The sequence below is a fragment of the Cellulosimicrobium sp. NPDC055967 genome, from assembly GCF_042269845.1.
Lineage (GTDB): Bacteria > Actinomycetota > Actinomycetes > Actinomycetales > Cellulomonadaceae > Cellulosimicrobium.
Window position 1 is genome coordinate 371092 of the sequence record NZ_JBHJYJ010000002.1, and the last position, 18665, is coordinate 389756.

The 18665-nt window shown below is 75.4% G+C and carries 15 protein-coding genes and 1 tRNA gene; 3 read left to right on the forward strand and 13 right to left on the reverse strand.

Annotated elements, in window-relative coordinates:
• Nucleotides 1-62 precede the first annotated feature (62 nt).
• Nucleotides 63-2066 (reverse strand): thioredoxin domain-containing protein, encoded by a 2004-nt coding sequence (locus tag ACFC2L_RS04465; protein ID WP_375823094.1) that lies wholly within the window; start codon nucleotides 2064-2066, stop codon nucleotides 63-65.
• Between the two features lie 97 nt (nucleotides 2067-2163).
• Here ACFC2L_RS04465 and ACFC2L_RS04470 point away from each other — a divergent pair, with 97 nt between their 5' ends.
• On the forward strand, nucleotides 2164-4371 hold the full coding sequence (locus tag ACFC2L_RS04470) for a serine/threonine-protein kinase (protein WP_375823095.1): 2208 nt from the start codon (nucleotides 2164-2166) through the stop codon (nucleotides 4369-4371).
• 7 nt (nucleotides 4372-4378) lie between these two features.
• Here ACFC2L_RS04470 and ACFC2L_RS04475 read toward each other — a convergent pair whose 3' ends face one another.
• From ACFC2L_RS04475 to ACFC2L_RS04515, 9 genes are all read right to left on the reverse strand, one after another.
• Nucleotides 4379-4954 (reverse strand): hemerythrin domain-containing protein, encoded by a 576-nt coding sequence (locus tag ACFC2L_RS04475; RefSeq protein WP_375823096.1) that lies wholly within the window; start codon nucleotides 4952-4954, stop codon nucleotides 4379-4381.
• 279 nt (nucleotides 4955-5233) lie between these two features.
• Nucleotides 5234-6037: an amino acid ABC transporter ATP-binding protein gene (locus ACFC2L_RS04480; RefSeq protein WP_375823097.1), complete on the reverse strand. Its 804-nt coding sequence runs from the start codon at nucleotides 6035-6037 to the stop codon at nucleotides 5234-5236.
• Complete coding sequence (locus ACFC2L_RS04485) at nucleotides 6034-6963, reverse strand: amino acid ABC transporter permease (RefSeq protein ID WP_375823098.1); 930 nt, start codon at nucleotides 6961-6963, stop codon at nucleotides 6034-6036. The genes ACFC2L_RS04480 and ACFC2L_RS04485 overlap by 4 nt, the downstream gene beginning before the upstream one ends.
• Before the next feature lie 7 nt (nucleotides 6964-6970).
• Entirely contained in the window at nucleotides 6971-7852 is an 882-nt protein-coding gene (locus tag ACFC2L_RS04490; protein ID WP_375823099.1) for an ABC transporter substrate-binding protein, read from the reverse strand.
• Between the two features lie 156 nt (nucleotides 7853-8008).
• Nucleotides 8009-8422: a PIN domain-containing protein gene (locus ACFC2L_RS04495; protein WP_375823100.1), complete on the reverse strand. Its 414-nt coding sequence runs from the start codon at nucleotides 8420-8422 to the stop codon at nucleotides 8009-8011.
• The gene (locus ACFC2L_RS04500) at nucleotides 8419-8631 is read right to left on the reverse strand and encodes a type II toxin-antitoxin system VapB family antitoxin (RefSeq protein WP_375823101.1); all 213 of its coding nucleotides are present in this window, start codon (nucleotides 8629-8631) and stop codon (nucleotides 8419-8421) included. The genes ACFC2L_RS04495 and ACFC2L_RS04500 overlap by 4 nt, the downstream gene beginning before the upstream one ends.
• A gap of 287 nt (nucleotides 8632-8918) precedes the next feature.
• Nucleotides 8919-8992: transfer RNA gene (locus tag ACFC2L_RS04505), tRNA-Met, on the reverse strand.
• A gap of 62 nt (nucleotides 8993-9054) precedes the next feature.
• Nucleotides 9055-10095, reverse strand: a complete 1041-nt coding sequence (locus ACFC2L_RS04510; RefSeq protein WP_375823102.1) for an aldose 1-epimerase — start codon at nucleotides 10093-10095, stop codon at nucleotides 9055-9057.
• A gap of 120 nt (nucleotides 10096-10215) precedes the next feature.
• Entirely contained in the window at nucleotides 10216-13260 is a 3045-nt protein-coding gene (locus ACFC2L_RS04515) for a UPF0182 family protein (protein ID WP_375823103.1), read from the reverse strand.
• A gap of 155 nt (nucleotides 13261-13415) precedes the next feature.
• Between ACFC2L_RS04515 and ACFC2L_RS04520 the strand changes: the two genes are divergently transcribed.
• A complete protein-coding gene (locus ACFC2L_RS04520) occupies nucleotides 13416-14024 on the forward strand; it encodes a PPA1309 family protein (RefSeq protein ID WP_375823104.1) in 609 nt (202 codons plus the stop codon).
• A gap of 15 nt (nucleotides 14025-14039) precedes the next feature.
• Here the strand turns inward: ACFC2L_RS04520 and ACFC2L_RS04525 are convergent, their stop codons facing one another.
• Complete coding sequence (locus tag ACFC2L_RS04525) at nucleotides 14040-15146, reverse strand: PDZ domain-containing protein (RefSeq protein WP_375823105.1); 1107 nt, start codon at nucleotides 15144-15146, stop codon at nucleotides 14040-14042.
• A 90-nt stretch (nucleotides 15147-15236) separates the two neighbouring features.
• Nucleotides 15237-16235 (reverse strand): NAD-dependent epimerase/dehydratase family protein, encoded by a 999-nt coding sequence (locus ACFC2L_RS04530; protein ID WP_375823106.1) that lies wholly within the window; start codon nucleotides 16233-16235, stop codon nucleotides 15237-15239.
• Nucleotides 16236-16400: 165 nt separating this feature from the next.
• Between ACFC2L_RS04530 and ACFC2L_RS04535 the strand changes: the two genes are divergently transcribed.
• Complete coding sequence (locus ACFC2L_RS04535) at nucleotides 16401-17951, forward strand: zinc-dependent metalloprotease (protein ID WP_375823107.1); 1551 nt, start codon at nucleotides 16401-16403, stop codon at nucleotides 17949-17951.
• 16 nt (nucleotides 17952-17967) lie between these two features.
• Here ACFC2L_RS04535 and ACFC2L_RS04540 read toward each other — a convergent pair whose 3' ends face one another.
• On the reverse strand, nucleotides 17968-18552 hold the full coding sequence (locus ACFC2L_RS04540; RefSeq protein ID WP_375823108.1) for a YgjP-like metallopeptidase domain-containing protein: 585 nt from the start codon (nucleotides 18550-18552) through the stop codon (nucleotides 17968-17970).
• Nucleotides 18553-18665: the final 113 nt, after the last annotated feature.

Consider the following 18665-nt stretch of genomic DNA (forward strand, 5'->3'; position numbering starts at 1 on the left):
GTGCCGCACCGCTCTTCCATCATGCGACCGGCACGGGCGCCCTGCACCCCCGGGCGGGCCGGTCACGCGCCGAGCTGGAGCCGGAGCGCGTCGGGGTCGTGCGCCGGGAGGCGGCACACGAAGTCGGCGCACAGGTACGCGCCCGGTCCGCGGCCGGCGAGGAGCCCGACGCCGTCGACCGCGAGCGCCGCGGCGTCGCCGGGCGTCGCGCCGAGGAGCAGCGCGCCCGGGTGGTACCAGTCCCGCGCGACCTGCCGGAACGACTCGCGCAGGCCCGGGTCGGCGACGAGCACGAGCTGGTGGGGCGGCTCGGCCAGCCCGACGGCGACGCGCAGCACCCCGGCAGCGCCGAGCGGGTGGTCGCTCGCCGTCGGGGACGCGGCGACGTGCGCGCGGGCGGCGTCCCGGAAGCGCGGCTCGCCGGTCGCGAGGTGGGCGAGCAGCGCGGCCCGCGCGGCGGCCGTCGTGCCGGACGGCACGGCGCCCTCCGACGCGTCCGCGGCGGCGCCCGCCGCGAGCCCGAGGTCGGTGAGCACGGGGTCGGTGCCCTGCGGGGCCCGCAGCTCGCCGTCCGCGCCGAGGGTCGCGTCGACGAGGCGCACGCCCTCGCGCACGTACCGGGCCTCCCCCGTCAGGCCGCCGAGGACGAGGAGCGCGGTCGCGAGCGCGCCGTGGTCCTCGAGCGTCGCGACGGCGCCCGACGCGACGCCACCCTCCGAGGCCCGCACGAGCGTCCCGTCGGACCGCACGTGCGTCGCGAGGAGCCGGTCGGCGGCGGCGCGCGCCGCGTCGGTGAGGTCGGGCAGGTCGAGGTGGTGGCCGGCGCGCGCGAGCGCCTCGATCGCGAGACCGTTCCAGCCGGTGAGCACCTTGGTGTCGAGCCGGGGCGGCTCGTGGCGCGCGCGCTCGGCGGGCGGCAGCAGGTAGTAGCCGCCCTCGACGCGCTCGCCGTCGACGACGGACTCGGAGTCCTGCGCGCTCGCGAACGCGCCGTCGGCCAGGCGCAGCACGCGCAGCAGGAAGCGCCCGACGTCGGCCGCGACCCGCGCGGCGCCCTCGCCCGGGTCGGGCGTCCCGGGAGCGGACGCGGGCGTGCGGAGCGGGCCGTCGACCGGCCCGGTGCGCCGCAGGACGGCGAGGGTCGTCGCGGCCGAGAGGAGCTGCGCGTTGTCGTAGAGCATCCGCTCGTAGTGCGGCTCCGACCAGTCGGGCCGGGTCGCGTACCGGAAGAACCCGCCGTCGACGTCGCGCAGCGGGCTCGCGGCCATCGCGTCGACCGTGCGCCCGGCCAGGACGAGCGCGCGCCGGGCGACCTCGGGGTCCGCGACCGACGACGCCGCCACGTCGAGGAGGAGCTCGAGCGTCGGCGCGACGGGGAACTTCGGCGCGCCGCCGAACCCGCCGTGCACGCGGTCCTCCGCGGCCTCCAGCCGGTCGACGACCGTCCGCGCGTGGTCGGCGAGCCGCCCGACCGGACCGTCGTCGGCCCCGGAGGGTGCGCCGGGCTCCCCCGGGGCGGCGACCGTCGTCGCCGCGGCGCGCGGGACGCCCGTCCGCCGCCCCGCGGCCGCGTCCCGGAGCGCCGCGCGGACCGTCTCCCCCGTCTCGACGGCCTGGTCGCGCCGCAGCTCCCAGGCCTGCGCGACGGCGTCGAGCACGTCCCGGAACGCGGGCCGCCCCGCCACGGGGACCGGCGGCCAGTAGGTGCCCGCGTAGAACGGGGCGCCGTCCGGCGTCGTGAACACGGTGAGCGGCCAGCCCAGGTCGGGCGTGAACGCGCTCGCGGCGGCGAGGAGGCTCGCGTCGACGTCGGGGTGCTCCTCGCGGTCGACCTTCACCGCGACGAAGCCGCGCCCGAGCAGCGCGCCGATCGCGGGGTCGGAGAAGCTCTCGCGCGCCATGACGTGGCACCAGTGGCACGTCGCGTACCCGACCGACACCATCACGGGCACGTCGCGGCGGCGGGCCTCGTCGAACGCCTCGGCGCCCCACGGGTACCAGTCGACGGGGTTGTCGGCGTGCTGACGCAGGTACGGGCTCACGGCGTCGGCGAGGCGGTTGACCATGCGTCCCAGCCTGCCAGGTGGCGGCGCGGCGGCGAGCGGAGTCCAGAACGGGTTTGTCTGCTACGTCCAGGACGTGCGCGCTTGTAACGTTGCGCCCATGCCCGGCCCCGAGCAGTCCGTCCTCGCGGCGGCGACCGACGACGACACCCACCCGAGCCCGCCGTCGCCCGCGCCGCTGCCCCGTCGACCCGTCCGTCAGGTGCCGGCGAGCGGCGACCGCCGGGGCCCGTTCACCCTCGGCGAGGTGCTCGGGCACGGCGGGTTCGCGCACGTCTACCGCGCCACGGACGCGGACGGCGCGGAGGTGGCCGTGAAGGTGCTCACGGGCCTGCAGGAGGGCTCGCGCGAGCGCTTCACGCAGGAGGCGCGGCTGCTGGAGGCCGTCGGCGGACGCGGCTTCCCCGCGTTCGTGCGCTCGGGCCTGGACGACGACCAGCCGTGGTTCGCCATGGAGCTCGTGCCCGGCAGCACGCTGCGCGAGCAGGTCCGCGCGTCGGGCCCGCTGGACGGACGGCAGGCGCTGCGGCTGGCCTCGCAGGTCGCCGAGGCGCTGCTCGTGCTGCAGGAGCAGCACTGCGTGCACCGCGACCTGAAGCCCGCCAACATCATGGTCGACGGCGACCGCGCCGTCCTCATCGACCTCGGCATCGCCAAGCTGTTCGACACCGCGACGTCCACCCAGCCCGTCGGGACGCTCGCGTACATGGCGCCGGAGCTGTTCGCCCGCCGCGTGCACCCCCGCTCGGACGTGTACGCGCTGGGCCTGCTGCTGATCTTCGCGAGCACCGGCGTCGTGCCGGCGGACCTGAACTTCCTCGGCCGCGACCTCGAGGCCGAGGACCTCGTGCGCGAGGTGCCGGACGACCTCGTCGGGGTCCCGGCCGGGATGGAGCTCGCCCCGTCCCCGGCCGAGCTGCCGGAGATCGACCCGCACCTGCAGGACCTGATCCTGTCGATGACGCGGTACCAGCCGAACCACCGCCCCGCGCTCGAGAGCGTCGCCGAGGTGCTCCGCGCCCGGCTCGCCGGGGAGGCCGCCGACGACACCCTGCTCCTCACGCAGCGCATCGTGGCGGACGGCGCCACCGCGGCCGAGCGGGCGCTCGGCCCCGTCGCGGGGCTGTCCGCCGCGACCGGTGCGCCCGTCCGGCCCGAGCCGCCCGCTCAGGACGCGCCCACCGGGACCGAGGCCGGCGCGGGCCGGGCCCGGGAGCCGTGGCACGCCCTCGTGTACGACGCCACGCTCATGAGCGTGCTCGCCGAGGTGCACGGCGACGGGTTCGACGGCGCCGCGTCCGAGGTCATCGCCGACCACGTGGCGAGCATCGGCGCGCACGTCGCCGACGGCCGGACCCCCGCCGAGCTCAAGGACTGGCTCTGGCAGGCGATGCAGTGGCAGGCCGCCACCCCTCCTGCCGGGCACCCGGACACCCTGCGCGGGTGGCGGGCGTACCGTCGCCCGCCGCACGTGACGCCGGCCGGGCCCGAGCCCGCGGCCGGGGTCGCCCGGCTGCGCACCGACGAGCCCGACGTCGTCCCGCCGCGCGGCGCCGCGGGCGGGCGCGCCTGGCCGGTGCCCGTACGGCGGGTGTCCACGCTGGGCCGACCGCCGTCGGGGTCGGCCCCCGCGGAGCCTGCGCCCGCGGCCGTCGCGGGGACCCGGGTGATGGACTCCCCCGACCTCGTCGCCACGCAGGTCGGGCGACCGGTCCCGCCGTCGGTCCCGCCGCGCCGGAGCCCCGTCCAGCACCTCGGGCCCACACCGCGGTCCGCCCGGCCGCGCATCACGGGCGCGCCCGTCGCGAGCGCCCCGGCCCCGCAGCCCTCGATCGCGCGGCCGGACGCACCCGCGTTCCCCGCGCCACCGCACCAGCACCCGGCGTCGACGGCCGCGCCAGCGTCCCGGTCCACGGCGCCGTCGCGGTCGGGGGCTTCCTCGCGGTCGGCAGGATCCTCGCGGTCCGCGGCGTCGTCGCGCGTGGACCGGTCCCGGGTCGGGAGCGCGCTCCTGCGCGCGCTGCCGCGCCTGCTCGCGGTCCTGGCCGTCCTGCGCACGCTGTGGCTCGTGCCCGACGGCGCAGCCCGGCAGAGCGAGCCGTTCATCCCCGTGCCGCCGCAGCTCCTGGAGACCCTGCGCGTCTCGGTCGACCTGGCCCCGCTCGTCGACGGCCCCGTGCTGGCCCTGGCGGCGCTCGCGGTCGCCGTGGTGCTGCGCGTCGCCGGGCAGCGGACGTGGATCTGGCCGTACGCGCTCCTCGCGTCCGCGTCCGTCGTGACCACGGCGGTGCTCGTCGTGCGCGGCTGAGCAGCGCTCAGAGCGGCCCGAGCACGTCGTCGCGCGGGGCCGCGAGGTCGAGCGCGGCCAGGACGCCGCCGAGCGCCCGTTCCTCGTACCGGAAGTGCGACTCCATGATCGCGCCCACCCCGTCGAGATGGCGTCCGACGGCGTCGCGCGACGCATCGGTGTCCGTCGCCCGGTCGAGCGCGTGCTCGAGGTCGGCGACGAGGTACGCGATCATCCCGTGGTCCTGGCGCAGGCGCCGCAGCACGTCGGCCAGGTCGGGGTGGCGACGCTCCAGCTCGGGGAAGAGCACGGCGTCCTCGGCGGTGTGATGGCGGGTCAGCGCGGTGCAGAACCCGCGGCACCACACGAGCAGGTCCGCGGCGGGCGCCGGGTCGGGGCCGGCCCCTTGCGCCCCGCCGTCCCGTGCCGGACGGTCGTGCTCCGCGGCTCCTGTCTCGGCACCAGGTCGCGCCCCGGGGGGCGGCTCTGCTCCGGGTCGCCGGGAGCCGGGTGGTTCGTCCGCCTCCGCTGCCGCCTGACGCACCAGCGCCAGCGCGCGCCGCAGCCGGCCGTGCACCGCCTGCATCTCGTCGTACCAGGCCACGAGCCTGGTCTTCTCGCCCTCACTCACCGGTGAGGAACGAGGAAAGGGTCCGTGCCGTCACGGCTCCCCCTTCCGGGTTCGGCGCCTCCATGCCTGACGTGGTCCGCCACCAGCACGCGACGCTGCGCGCGACCCTACCAGCCGCCCGCAGGGTCGCCCTGCCCCGGGCGCACTGGTCGACGAGAACGACACCACGCGCCGTCGAACACGACCTGAAGGCCGCGAAGACGCTCAGAACGACCCTCATGTCGTGTTCGGCGGCCCCGGGGAGAGAGACAGTCAGGCGTGGAGGCGGCGGAGGAACGTGCGGGTGCGCTCGCGCTGCGGGTCGCCGAGCACCTGATCCGGGGTCCCGCGCTCGTGGACGCGGCCCTCGTGGAGGAAGCAGACCTCGTCGGCGACGCGGCGGGCGAAGCCCATCTCGTGCGTCGCGACGAGCATCGTGCGCCCCTCCGCCCGCAGCTCGGCGAGCAGGTCGAGCACCTCGCCGACGAGCTCGGGGTCGAGCGCCGAGGTCACCTCGTCGAGCAGGAGCAGCTCCGGCCCGTTGACGAGGGCGCGCGCGATGGCGGCGCGCTGCTGCTCGCCGCCCGAGAGCTGGTCGGGGTACGCGGTCACCTTGTGCCCCAGCCCGACCCGGCCCAGCATCTCGACGGCCGCCGCCTCCGCCTCCGCGCGCGCCCGCCGGTGCACGAGGCGCGGCGCGAGCGTCACGTTGTCGAGCACCGTGAGGTGCGGGAAGAGGTTGTAGGCCTGGAAGACCATGCCCATGCGCGCCCGGACCCGGTTGGCGTCGCGGCGCGGGTCCGCGACGTCCTCGCCGTCGAGCAGGATCTGGCCGTCGTCCACCTCGTCGAGGAGGTTGACCACGCGCAGGAGCGTCGACTTGCCGGAGCCCGACGACCCCACGAGCACGACGCACCGGTGCGCGTCGACGTCGAGGTCGATCCCGTCGAGCACGACCCGGCGCCCGCGCGGGGCCCCCGCGGCGGGGAAGGTCTTGCGGACGCCGCGCAGGGAGAGCAGGTGGTGCGCGCCCGCGTCCTGCGGGATCGCGCCGGACGGCGGGACGGACGCGCTCATCGGATGTCCCCCGCCCCGCTCACGGTCGCGAGCGACCGGCCCCAGCCGCGGCGCGCCTGGTAGGCGTCGACCGCCCGCGTCAACGGGAACGACACGAGGAAGAACAGGATCCCCGCGACGACGTACGGCGTGAAGTTGTAGCTCCCCGTCGTGGCGATCTGCGCCGCGCGGATCGCGTCGACCGCGCCGAGCACCGAGATGAGGCCCGAGTCCTTCTGCAGCGAGACGAGGTTGTTCGCGAGCGGCGCGGTGACGTTGCGGACGGCCTGCGGCAGCACGACGCGGCGGGTCGTCTGCGCACGGGAGAGTCCGAGCGAGCGCGCCGCCGCGACCTGCGACGGGTGCACCGACTCGATGCCCGCGCGGAACACCTCGGCGAGGTACGCGGTGTACGTGAGGACGATCGCGAGCGCCCCGAGGAACGCGCCCGACGTCGGCAGCCACTCCAGCCGCAGCGCGGGCAGCCCGAAGCCCACGATCAGCAGGACGAGCAGGAGGGGCACGCCCCGGAACAGGTCGACGTAGGCGGTCGCGAACGCGCGCAGCGGGAACAGCGCCGGGATCCGGCTCGTGCGCGCGATCGCCAGGCCGAGACCGAGCAGCGTGCCGACGACGCCCGCCACGACCCACACGCGCAGGTTGAGCCACAGCCCCTCGAGGATCGCGGGCAGCGACTCCCACGCCATGGCCGGGTCGAAGAACGCGGTCCGCGCGCGCTCCCAGCCGGGCGCGTTGACGACGACGAGCACGACCGCTGCCACGACGAGCACCGTGCTCGCGAGCGCGACGAGGAGCGACCGCCGCCGCTGGGCGCGCCGGAACGCCGCGCGGTCGAGCGCGAGCGGCGACGGCGTCCACGCGACTCCCGGGCCGCCGTCCGGCGTCCCGGCCCGCCCGGGCAGGCGCGCGTCGTCGGGCACGGTCACGGCCGGGTCACTCGAGGACGGGGATGTCGTCCGACTTGAGCCACGTCGTGCGCAGCTCGGCGAGCGTGCCGTCGGCCTCGAGCTCGTCGACCGCCTGGGTCACGCAGCCGGTCAGCGCCGAGTCCAGGTCGAGCACGAGCCCGTACTGCTCGACGACGCCCTGGTCCGGCAGCGTGCCGATGACCACGGAGTCGGGGAAGTACTCGGTCGACGCGGCGACGCCCTGGTCGACGTCCATGACCATCGCGTCGATCGTCCCGGACTGCAGCGCCTGCATGCCGTCGCCCGCCGCGTTGTACGGCGAGATGTCCGCGTCCTCGCCCCACGCGGCCTCCGCGAGCGTGAGGCTCGTCTGCGCGGCCGTCACGCCGATGCGCGCGCCGTCGAGCTCGGCGAGCGTCGTCGCGCCGGCGTACGGGCCGTCCTCCATGACGATGACGCCCTGGCGCGTCGTCAGGTACGGGCTGGAGAAGTCGACGGCCTGCTTGCGCTCGTCGGTGATCGAGGTCTGGTAGGCGGCGACGTCGAACGGCTTCACCGCCGGGCTGATGATCTGCTCGAACGTCACGGTCTCCCAGACCACGTCGTCGGCCGCGTAGCCGAGGCGGTCCGCGACCGCGTAGATGAGCGCCGACTCGAAGCCCTCGCCCGAGTCGTGCTCGCCGACGTACCACGGCGCGTACGCCTCGCCCGCGCCGACGGTCAGCACGCCGTCGGTGAGCGTCGGGAGCGCGCCGGGCTCGCACTGCGCGGCGTCGCCCGACGCGCTGCCGCTCGGGCTCGCGGCGTCGCCGCCGTCGGAGCCTCCCGAGGAACAGGCCGTCAGCGCGAGCGCGGCGACCGCCGTGACGGCGGTGAGGACGGCGGGACGGGGACGCAGACGGCGCATGGTGACCTTCCGGGTGTCGGGCGCCCGCGGGAGTGGTGGGCACCGGCCACTGACGATAACGCCGGGCCGTGGGCCGTGGCTTCCCTCGGCCGCTCCTCGGCGGGGTGGGTCGCGTCACAGGGCGGCCCGCTCGATCGTGCGATGACGCCCGTAGCACTACTGCGCGGGCGCGACGTACTCGTGCTGCAGGTCGCTCACCCGGGCGATGTGGTCGAAGTCGTGGTCGGCGGCGAGCACCGTCGCGTCGTTGACGATCGCGTAGGCCGCGACGAGGATGTCGACCGCCCCGGCGGAGCGGACGAGCCCGGAGGTCCAGAGCGCAGCCTGGATGTCGAGGACGAGCGACTCGTCGGGCGCGTGCTCGAGCGGAAACCCGAGAGAGATCTGCTCGCGGTAGAACGCGTGCTCGTCGGGCGTCCGCGCGCTGTGGCAGAACTCGAGGGCCTGCGGCGGGCACGTGACGAACAGGTCGGCGGGGGCACGCTCGACGCGACGCAGGCGCGCGGTGACGGCCGCGTCACCGCGGGCGAGCCTGGCCCACACGGAGTTGTCGACGAGGTAGTCGGTCACGATGCTCCGTCGCTGCGGACGACGGGAGCGTCGAGCCCTTCCGGAAGGTCGGAGAGCCCGGCGATACCGTCGATCATCGCGCCCTTCTGCTTCGAAGCGATGAGTCGGCGCAGCGCAAGGTCGAGGACGGCGCGGTTCGACCGCTCTCCGGTGAGCTCGCGGGCACGCTCGATCAGGCGAGGGTCGAGATCGACACTGGTCATGGCCATGTGAACTCCTCCATCGACGGATATATGGATCATCATATGTCGCGTCGAGCCGGTGTCACAGGACACGACCTGCCGCCCGACCTCGGTGGCGCGGCCGCGCCGCGACCGGCCACTGGCCCCACTGCGCCAGGGCCACGCCAGCTCCGGACTGGAAGCGTGGCGGGGCGACGACGCGTGGTGGTGACCACGGCCGGAGGCGAGAGCGACAGACCGCCAGCACCTCGCTTCACGGAAAAGGCGAAGGGCCCGTGGTCGGCATTTCTGCTGACCACGGGCCCTTCATTTTGTAGCGGGGGCAGGATTTGAACCTGCGACCTCTGGGTTATGAGCCCAGCGAGCTACCGAGCTGCTCCACCCCGCGTCGGTGATCACTACTCTACGTGAGGTTCCGGACCAGGCCAAATCGGGTGGACGAGACGTGGGTCACGCCAGGACCTCGACCCCGAACGCGAACTCGCGCACGGTCCCCGGCTCCAGCCGGACGTCCGCCGCGCAGTCGGGGCGGTTGAACGCGTCGGTCAGGGTCTCGACGGGCTCGACCGCGACGGCCGCCCGCTCGCGCCGTGCCAGGCCGTCGCCCGTGTACACGTGGACGAACCCACGGTCCTGCCACACGGCGAGCCCCTGCCCCGTGGCGGGGTCGCGCACGAGGGTCCGGGCGCGACCGTCGGCGTCGGCGCGCAGGGCGCCGAACGCGTGGTCGAGGCGGACGTCCGCGAGCACGACCGGGCCGAGGCCGTCGACCGCGGCGAACGCCTCGGTCCCCGCGAGCGGGAGCCGCCCGGCGTCGGCCACGACGGCGCACGCGGCCGGGACGGTGAGCTCGAGCCGGTCGATCGTCCCGTGGCCGGGGACGCGCAGGTAGGGGTGCCAGCCCAGGGCGACGGGCGCAGCCGTCGCCCCGACGTTGCGGGCCCGCATCGTGACGTCCAGCGAGCCCGCGCCGAGGACGTACTCGACCTCGAGCGCGAGCGCGAACGGGTACCCGACGTGCGCGTCGGGGGCCACCGTCGCCGCCAGCCGGACCGACGTCGGACGCGCGGCCCCCGGCTCGGCGGGGCTCGTCGGCCCCTCGACCCGCTCGACGACCGTCCAGTCGAGCGTGCGGGCGAAGCCGTGCATCGTGACGGGCTCCCACGGCAGGACGGGCGGCACCTGGTGCCGGGCTCCGTCGAACACGTACTCCCCGCCGGAGAGGCGGTTGACGAAGGGGGCCATGAGGGCCGACCGCGCGGCGTCGTGCGCGGCGACCTCGGCCTCGTCGGCATACCCGTCGACCAGGTCCTCGAGGCGCACGACCCCGTCCGCCCCGCGCCACGGCGCGCGCCACGCGAGCACGGCGGCACCGCGCAGCGCCACGACCAGCTCGGCCCCGGACGGGTGGTGCAGGCGCACCGCGGGGACGGCCGCAGCCTCGTCACCCGCCGCGCTGAAAGCGTTGCTGCAAACCGTTGCAGAAGTCACGAGGAGCGATCCTCCCGGTCGGCGCACGAAAAGACAACTCCGGCACGACGACGGGCGGGCCGGGACCCCCGAAGGTGTCCCGACCCGCCCGTCGTGCGTCGCGCCGGCGCGAGGGCCTCGTCAGCCCGCCGACGACTCGGTGTCGAGCGACTGCTCCGCGGCGAGCGCCGCCTCGAGCGCCTGCTGCAGCCGGTCCTGCGCCTCGCCGTACGCGGCGAAGTCGCCCTCCGCGAGCGCCGCCTGACCGTCCTCGATGGCCTGCTGCGCCTGGCGCAGCGCCTGGTCGAGCTCGGCGCGCGCACCGCCGTCGACCGTGCCGCCGTCGGCCGGCGGCGCCGGCTCCTCGGTCGCGGGAGGCTCCGTGCCCGGGTCGGTCGTCCCCGGGTCGGCGCTCTCGCCGTCGGCCGGCTGGTCCGGGACCTCGGTCTCGACCCCGCCGTCGGCGTCTCCCGCGTTCGCACCCGAGTCGCCGCCGAACACCTGGTCCAGCGCCTCGTCGAGCGTGTCGGCGAACCCGATCTCGTCGCCGAAGGACACGAGGACCTTGCGCAGCAGCGGGAACCGCGTGCCCTCGGTCGACTGCACGTAGACCGGCTGGACGTACAGCAGACCGCCGCCCACGGGGAGCGTGAGGAGGTTGCCGTTGATGACCGTCGAGTCACCGCGCCGCAGCGCCAGCAGGCCGTCGGCGGCCGTCGGGTCGGTGTTGAAGTTGTTCTGCACCTGGCCCGGTCCGGGCACCGTCGCGTTGCGCGGCAGCTCGAGGAGACGCAGCGTGCCGTAGTCCTCCGACCGCACCCCCGCCTCGTTGCCCGGCTCGGCGTCCACCGCGAGGAAGCCCGTGAGGATGTTGCGGTCCGAGCCACCACCCGGGATGTACGTCGACATGAGCGAGAACGTCGGGGCGTCCTGGCTCGGCATCTGGAGCGTGAGGTAGTACGGCGGCTGCAGCGGCTTGACCTGGCCGCTCGCCGTCGGGTCCTCCGGGCTGCGCCAGAAGTCCTGGCCCGAGAAGAACTCGTTGGCGTCGTCCACGTGGTAGCTCGCGAGCAGCGTGCGCTGCACCTTGAACAGGTCCTCGGGGTAGCGCAGGTGGCTCATGAGGTCGCCGGAGATCTCCGAGATCGGCTGGACCGAGGTCGGGAAGACCTGGGTCCACGCCTGGAGCACCGGGTCCTCCGCATCCCACGCGTACAGGTCGACGGACCCGTCGTACGCGTCCACGGTCGCCTTGACCGAGTTGCGGATGTAGTTCACCTGCTGCGGCGCGAGCGCCTCCACGGAGTTCGCCGCGACGAGCGAGTCGCGCGTGGAGTCCTCGAGCGACTCGGACGTCGAGTACGGGTACGCGTTCGACGTCGTGTAGCCGTCCACGATCCACTTGACCCGGCCGTCCACGACCGCCGGGTACACGCGCCCGTCGAGCGTGAGGTACGGGGCGACCTTCGCGACACGGTCGCGCGGGCTGCGGTCGTAGAGGATCTGCGACTCCTCCGTGACGCGGTCGGAGAACAGGATCTGCTCGGAGCCGAACTTCAGCGCGTACAGCACCTTGTTCATGAACGACCCGACGCTCGGGCCCGCCTCGATGTCCTGCGTCGGGAAGGTGTTGTTGACCTGGCCGCCCTCGTCGTCGACGGGGTAGTCGAGCTCCCACGCGTCGCGGCCCTCGGGGGCACCGACGATCGAGTACTGCGGCGCCTCCGGCGAGAAGTAGATGCGCGGCTCGTAGCCGCCCGCGTCGGTGAACGCGCCCGTCGACGGGATCGAGCCCTCGTAGAACGCGGGGCGGCCGTCGGGGCCGATCTGGTTGCCGTACGCGGCGACGACGCCGAAGCCGTGCGTGTACACCGTGTGGTCGTTGACCCAGTTGCGCTGGTCGGCGCCCAGGCCGTCCTGGTTGAGCTCGCGCACCGCGATGACCGTGTCGCGGCTCTCGTCGTCGATCGTGTACCGGTCGACCGACAGCGAGCTCGAGAACTGGTAGTACTGCTTGTTCTGCTGGAGCTGGCTGAACGACGGGCTGACGATCTCCGGGTCGAGCAGGCGGATCGACGCCGTGGTGTCGGCGTCCTCGCGCAGCGCGCCCGCCTCCGCCTCGGTCTTCGCGTTGTACTGCTCGGTCTCGACCTGGTCGATCCCGTACGCAGCCTTGGTCGCGTCGATGTTGCGCTGGATGTACTCCTCCTCGAAGTCCTGCGCGTTCGGCGTGACCTGGAAGCGCTGGACGACGCTCGGGTAGATGCCGCCGATGGCGATGGCCGACACGACCATCAGACCGACGCCGATCGCCGGGAGGCGCCAGTTGCCCCGCACCGCGGTCACGACGAACAGCGCCGCGACGAACAGGGCGACGACCGTGAGGATCGCCTTCGAGGGGATCACCGCGTGCACGTCCGCGTACGACGCACCGTCGAACTTGGCGCCGCCCGAGGTGAGGATCGAGTACCGGTCGAGCCAGTAGTTGGCCCCGATGAGGACCAGGAGGAGCGCGGCGGTCACCGAGAGCTGGACGCGCGCGGCCGTCGTCGTGCGCGGGCCCGCGTCGGAGCCGCCGCCGATGCGCAGCCCGCCGTACAGGTAGTGCGTCGCGACCGCCGCGATGCCCGCGATGATGACGACCGCCATGAGGAAGCTCACGACGAACCGGAGCGCGGGCAGCGTGAAGACGTAGAACGACAGGTCGATGCCCCACTGCGGGTCCGTCGTGCCGAACGGCACCGAGTTCAGCGCCAGCAGGACGGTCTGCCACTGCGACGCCGCCGCCGCGCCGGCGAAGAAGCCGACGAGCGCGGGCGCGACGATCATGACGACCTTGCGCAGCGGCTCGATCGCCTCGCGGTACTGGTCGAGCGTCGCCTGCTCGGGCGTCGAGGGCGCGTAGATCGGCCGCGACCGGTACGCGATCGAGAACGACAGGAAGACGAGACCGCCCATCACGAGGAACCCGCCGACGAAGAGGGCGATGCGCGCGCCCCACTGCGTCCACAGGACGTTCGCGAAGTCGAGCTGCCGGAACCACAGCACCTCGGTCCAGAACTGGGCGAGCAGGAGCAGGAGGACCACGAGGGCGCCGACGACGGCGATCGCGATCCCGATCGGGCTCCGGCGCCGGGCGGGCCGCCCCCCGGAGGACGGCCGGCGGGGCGCTGCGGCGAATGACACGGTGGGTATACCTCTTCGGTCGTGGCTCGGGCGTGCACCGGGGTCAACGCCCGGTCCTCCCCCAAGGTTCCCACGGTCCGCGGCCCCGTGGGGCACGGCACGGTCGGTGGCCGCCGTCCACCGCCCGTCGGCGCGCGATGGGGGACGATGGGGGCATGCCCCAGCCTGACGACGCAGCCCCCTCCGCCCTCCCCGCACCCGGCCCCGACCCGGTCGCGCCCGGCGGCCCGACGCCGCAGCACGCCCTCGCGCTCGCCGTCCACGAGATCGAGGTGCACGCGGCGGACGCCGGCTGGGACGCCTCGCCGCGGCTCTTCGCGCTCGTCGCGACGGCCGGCGCGCTCGCGGCGGACCCGACGCTCGCGGACCGCCTGCCGCCCGACGTCGTCGCCGCGGCCACCGCGGACCCGCACCACCTGCTCTCGATCGAGCAGGAGGGCTTCGCCGTGAACGGCGACCTCGAGGACGGGCTCGCGCGCGTGGCCTGGCCCGCGACGGTCGACGGCGCCGCGCTCGTCGTCGAGCGGATCGTCCTGCCCCCGGCCGCCGAGGAGGGCGTGCCCGAGGACCCGGACGCGGCGCTCGCCTACCTCACGTCGCACCCGGACCGGCAGGACGTGCGCCTCGCCGTCGGGGTGCTGCGGGACGGTCCGGCCTGGTGCGCCGTCCGGTCGCGCGCGCACGACTCGGCCACGGACGTCGCGGGCGGCCCCGACCTCGTCCCGGGCCTCGTCACCGCGCTGCGCGCGACGCTCGAGGACTGACGCGAGCGGTCGTCGTCAACGCGCCTCGCACGTCGCGAGCGAGTCGCCCTCGCCCGCGCCGATCGCCTCCATGGCCGCGCGGGCGTCGGCCAGCGTCGAGACCGCCGCGACGTGCAGGCCGTCGGGCACGTTGCCCACGACCTCCGGGCAGTTGGCCTGCGGCGCGAGGAACCACGTCGCGCCGTCGCGCAGGGCGCCGTACAGCTTCTGCTGGATGCCGCCGATCGGCCCGACGTCGCCCTCGACGCTCATGGTGCCGGTCCCCGCGATGACGACGCCGTTCGCCTCGTCCTCGGGCGTGAGCTGGTCGACGATGCCGAGCGCGAACATCGTCCCGGCGCTCGGGCCGCCGATGTCCTCGATCTGGATCGACACGTCGACGGGGAAGTCGAACGTCGGGTCGATGAACACGCCGAGCAGCGCGGTGTCGCCGCCGTCGGTCGTCGTCACCGTGAGGTCGGTCTCCGCGCCGTCGCGCAGGACGCCGAGCGTCACGTCGGCGCCCGGGTCGACGGCGGCCAGCCCGTCGATGAGGTCCTGGTACGTCGGGACCGGTGCGCCGTCGAGCGCGACGATGACGTCGCCCGGCTCGACGACCCCGTCCGACCCGCTGTCCGGGACCGCCGCCTCGACCGTGAGCGTCGCCGGCACCTCGTACCCGAGCTCGGTGAGCGCCGCGACCGTCGCGTTCTCCTGCGAGGAGATCATCTCGGCCTGCCCCTGCTGCTCCGTCTCCTCCTTGGTGCGCCCGGTCGGGAAGACCTCCTCGACGGGGCGCACGCTGCGCGACCGGTCGAACCAGCCCTGCACGACCTGGCCGAGGTTCACCGGATAACCGGGGCCGCCCGCGACGGAGACCGTCGTCAGGCGCAGCTCCCCCGTCGAGTCGAACGTCTCGGCACCCGTGATGGAGATGAGCGGCGTGCCGTCCTGCTCGCCGAGCGTGTCCTCCGTGGGCCCTGGCGACCGCACCGCGTAGGGCGCGGGCAGGATCGCGAGGCCCGCGACGAGCAGCGTCGTCGCGAGCAGGGAGATGCCGAACGTCAGGGACCGCCGGGTCACCGGCGGCGGGACGTGCTCGTCCTCCGTGAGGAGGGCGTCGAAGGAGGGGGCGTCGCTCACCGGGACATCATCCCCGAGGATGCTGGGATCTCCCTGCCGACCGCGCCCGCGCGCCGCAGGGGCCCCCGACCGCGGCCCGACGGCGGACGGTCAGGGACGGCGCGACCGCGCCTGCCGCCAGACCGCCGCGGTCCCCAGGACCGCGACCGCCGCGCCCGCGGCGCCGAGGGCCGCCGCGTCACGACCTCCGAACCGGAGCCCCGCGACGCCCACCCGGCCGCGCACCTCCGCGAGCAGCACCTCCAGCGCCGCCGCGCCCGACCAGGCCGGCGACCACCCGGCGTCGTGCAGGCGCCCGGCCGCGACCGACCAGGGGTGCACGACGAACGCGAGGTCGCTCGCCGGCGACGGCAGCACCCCCACCCGGTGCAGCCGCTCCGCGGCGCCGAACGCGGTCGCGGGCGGGAGCTGCACCGTGCGCAGCCCGGCCGCGGCCGCCACCGTCTCGGAGTCCAGCGCGTCGGGCAGCCCGTCCCGCAGCGGGCCGGCCGTCAGCCCGCCGACGAGGCCGCCGTCGAGCGCGACGCGGACCGCCGCGACGACGTCCTCGACGTGCACGAGGTGCCACGTGCGCTCCCCGCCGCGGACCGTGAGCAGGCGCGGGGCCTCGAAGTGCCGCGTCAGGAGCGTGTCGATCCCCGGCCCGACGACGACGGTCGGCCGCACGAGCCCCAACGGCACCCCGCCCAGCGCCTCGCGCAGCGCGTCCTCGAACGCGGCCACGTCCCCCGCGAAGCCGGGCCCGTCGTCGACGGCGACCGGGTCGTCGTCCTCGATCACCGCCCGGCCGGGCGCGGCCCCGTGCACCGCGGCCGACGTCACGGCGACGACGTGCTCGATCCCCGCGGAGACCGCGGCCTCGCCCGCGCGCCGCCCGAGGAGCGCCAGCCGGGCGCGCTGCTCGGCGTCGGTCTTCGCGCGCGGCGCCCCGAACTCCCCCGCCGGGGCGACCACGACGAGCCGGCGTGCGCCGGCGGGCCACCCCTCGGCGTCCACGGGCGACGCGTCCGCCGCGCCCAGCCCGCGACGCACCGCGCCGGCGACCTGCCCGACGCCGACGACCACGACGGGGTCTCCCGGCGGCCTCACGGGCTCGGACCGGGGGGCCTCCCCCGGGTCGCCCGGGGGCTGCCCCCCGGCGGGGACCGCGTCGCTGCGCCGTGAGCGAACCCGGCCCTCGGACATGGCCCAGCCCCCGTTCTCGGCGGTCGATCGTGGTTACGGTGATCACCGACGCTACCGTGAGGAGTCGCGATGAGCAGCCTTCCCCCCGACCGCACGCCCGGACCGGGCGACGACGACACGCCCTTCGACCCGCGGTTCGAGGAGCTGCTCCGCTCGATGCTCGGACCCGACGCGGACGAGGCGCTGCGCGAGCTGCGCGCCCGCGGCCTCGACCCCCAGGCGCTCGCCGCCGGGGGCGCGGCGGACCCCCAGCTGTTCCAGCACGTCCTCGCGCAGGTCCAGCGCCTGCTGTCGACGCCGAGCGACGGCCCGGTGAACACGGACGTCTCGCACGACGTCGCGCGCCAGGTCGCCGTGGCCGAGGGCGACCCCTCCGTCACGGCGGCGCAGCAGCGCGCCGTGACGGAGTCGCTGTCCGTCGCCGAGCTGTGGCTCGACGCCGTCACCGACCTCCCGCCGTCCGGCGGACGCGCCCAGGCCTGGAGCCGGTCCGAGTGGGTCGAGCACACGCTCCCCGCGTGGAACGAGCTCGTCGCGCCCGTCGCGGCGTCCGTCGCCGACGCGCTCGCGACGGTCCTGCGCGACCAGCTCCCGGAGGGACTCGGCGACGACCCGTCGGCGCTGCCCGGCGTCGGCTTCACGCTCCCGGGCCAGGTGCCCGGGCTCCCCGCCGGCGCGCTCGGGATGCCGGGCGACCCCGCGGCGCTCATGCAGCGCCTCGGTGCAGCCGTCTTCGGCATGCAGGTGGGCCAGGCGGCGGGGACGCTGTCGCGCGAGGTCTTCGGGGCCACCGACGTCGGGCTGCCGCTGCTCGACCAGCCCGGGACGGTCCTCCTGCCGACGAACGTCGAGGCGTTCGCCGCGGGGCTGGACGCCCCCGCGGACGAGGTCCGCCTGTTCCTCGCGCTCCGCGAGGCGGCCCACGCGCGCCTCTTCACGCACGTCTCGTGGCTGCGCGGCCACCTGCGCAGCCTGGTCGACGCGTACGCGCGCGGCATCACCATCGACCTGTCCGCGCTCGAGTCGCAGCTCTCCGACGTCGACCTCACCGACACGGACGCCCTCCAGCGCGCCCTGTCCGGCGGCGTCTTCGGGCTCCAGAACACGCCCGAGCAGCAGGCCACCCTCCTGCGGCTCGAGACGACGCTCGCGCTCGTCGAGGGCTGGGTCGACGAGGTGACGGCCGCCGCTGCCCTCCCCCACCTGCCGCACGCGGTCCCGCTGCGCGAGATGCTGCGACGCCGGCGCGCGGCGGGCGGCCCCGCCGAGCACACGTTCGCGACCCTGGTCGGCCTGGAGCTGCGCCCCCGGCGCTCGCGCGACGCGGCGGCCCTGTGGGCGCTCATCGCCGCGCAGTCCGGGGCGAGCGCGCGCGACGGCGTCTGGGACCACCCCGACCTCCTGCCCGACGCGACGGACCTCGACGACCCCGCGGGCTACGAGAGCCGGCGGGCCGTCACCCGCATCGAGGAGGCCGACGTCGACCGCGCGCTCGAGGAGATCTTCCGCGCCGCCGAGGGGACGGGCGGCGCCCAGCCCTCGACCGGCACGGCGGACGACGCGACGACGGACGACGCGACCGACGACGGGCCGACCGACGCGGGCGGCGGCACGCGCTGAGCCTCGGCGCCGTCCGTCAGGAGGCGCCCGACGACCCTCCGGCCGCGAGCCCGGCATCCTCCCCGGGGGCGTCGGACTCGTCGCCACCGGGCTCGAGCTCCGCGTCCCGCGCGAACGAGAAGCCCTCCAGGAAGCCGCGCGCCCGGTCGGTCCGCGGGTACGACTCGAGCAGCTTCCAGAACCCCGGGCCGTGGCCGGCGTGGAGCAGGTGCGCGAGCTCGTGCAGCAGCACGTAGTCGAGCACCCACGAGGGCATCCCCCGCACGCGGGTCGAGATACGGATCGTCCCGTCGATGAGGGTGCACGACCCCCACCGCCGGTCCTGGTTCCCGGACCAGCGCACGCTCGTCGGGCGCGCGCGGCCGTCGAGGTACTTCTCGGACAGCTCGACGGCGCGACGCTCGAGCTCGTCGTCGGAGGGGCGTCGCCGCCGCTCGGAGTCGGCCAGGCGGTCGAGCATGCGCTGGACCCACTCCCGCTCCTGCGCGCGGGTGAAGCGCGCCGGGATCGCGACGATGGTGCGCTCGCCGTCGCGGTAGGCGCTCACCGTGCTCTTGCGTCGGCGGCTGCGCCGAACCTCCACGATCGTCTCCCGGACCACGCTCAGACCGTAGTGGTTCTCGCCACGAAAAGGCAGGGGCCCACGCCGCGCGGCGCGGATTTCCGCGCCGACGGGTCGGGCAGACGTCGCGAGCAGCTGTGCTCCCGGTCAAG

Coding starts and splice junctions, on each gene's coding strand:
- ACFC2L_RS04465 (WP_375823094.1), bottom strand. CDS start 2,066: ATGGTCAACCGCCTCGCCGACGCCGTGAGCCCGTACCTGCGTCAGCAC.
- ACFC2L_RS04470 (WP_375823095.1), top strand. CDS start 2,164: ATGCCCGGCCCCGAGCAGTCCGTCCTCGCGGCGGCGACCGACGACGAC.
- ACFC2L_RS04480 (WP_375823097.1), bottom strand. CDS start 6,037: ATGAGCGCGTCCGTCCCGCCGTCCGGCGCGATCCCGCAGGACGCGGGC.
- ACFC2L_RS04490 (WP_375823099.1), bottom strand. CDS start 7,852: ATGCGCCGTCTGCGTCCCCGTCCCGCCGTCCTCACCGCCGTCACGGCG.
- ACFC2L_RS04500 (WP_375823101.1), bottom strand. CDS start 8,631: ATGGCCATGACCAGTGTCGATCTCGACCCTCGCCTGATCGAGCGTGCC.
- ACFC2L_RS04520 (WP_375823104.1), top strand. CDS start 13,416: ATGCCCCAGCCTGACGACGCAGCCCCCTCCGCCCTCCCCGCACCCGGC.
- ACFC2L_RS04535 (WP_375823107.1), top strand. CDS start 16,401: ATGAGCAGCCTTCCCCCCGACCGCACGCCCGGACCGGGCGACGACGAC.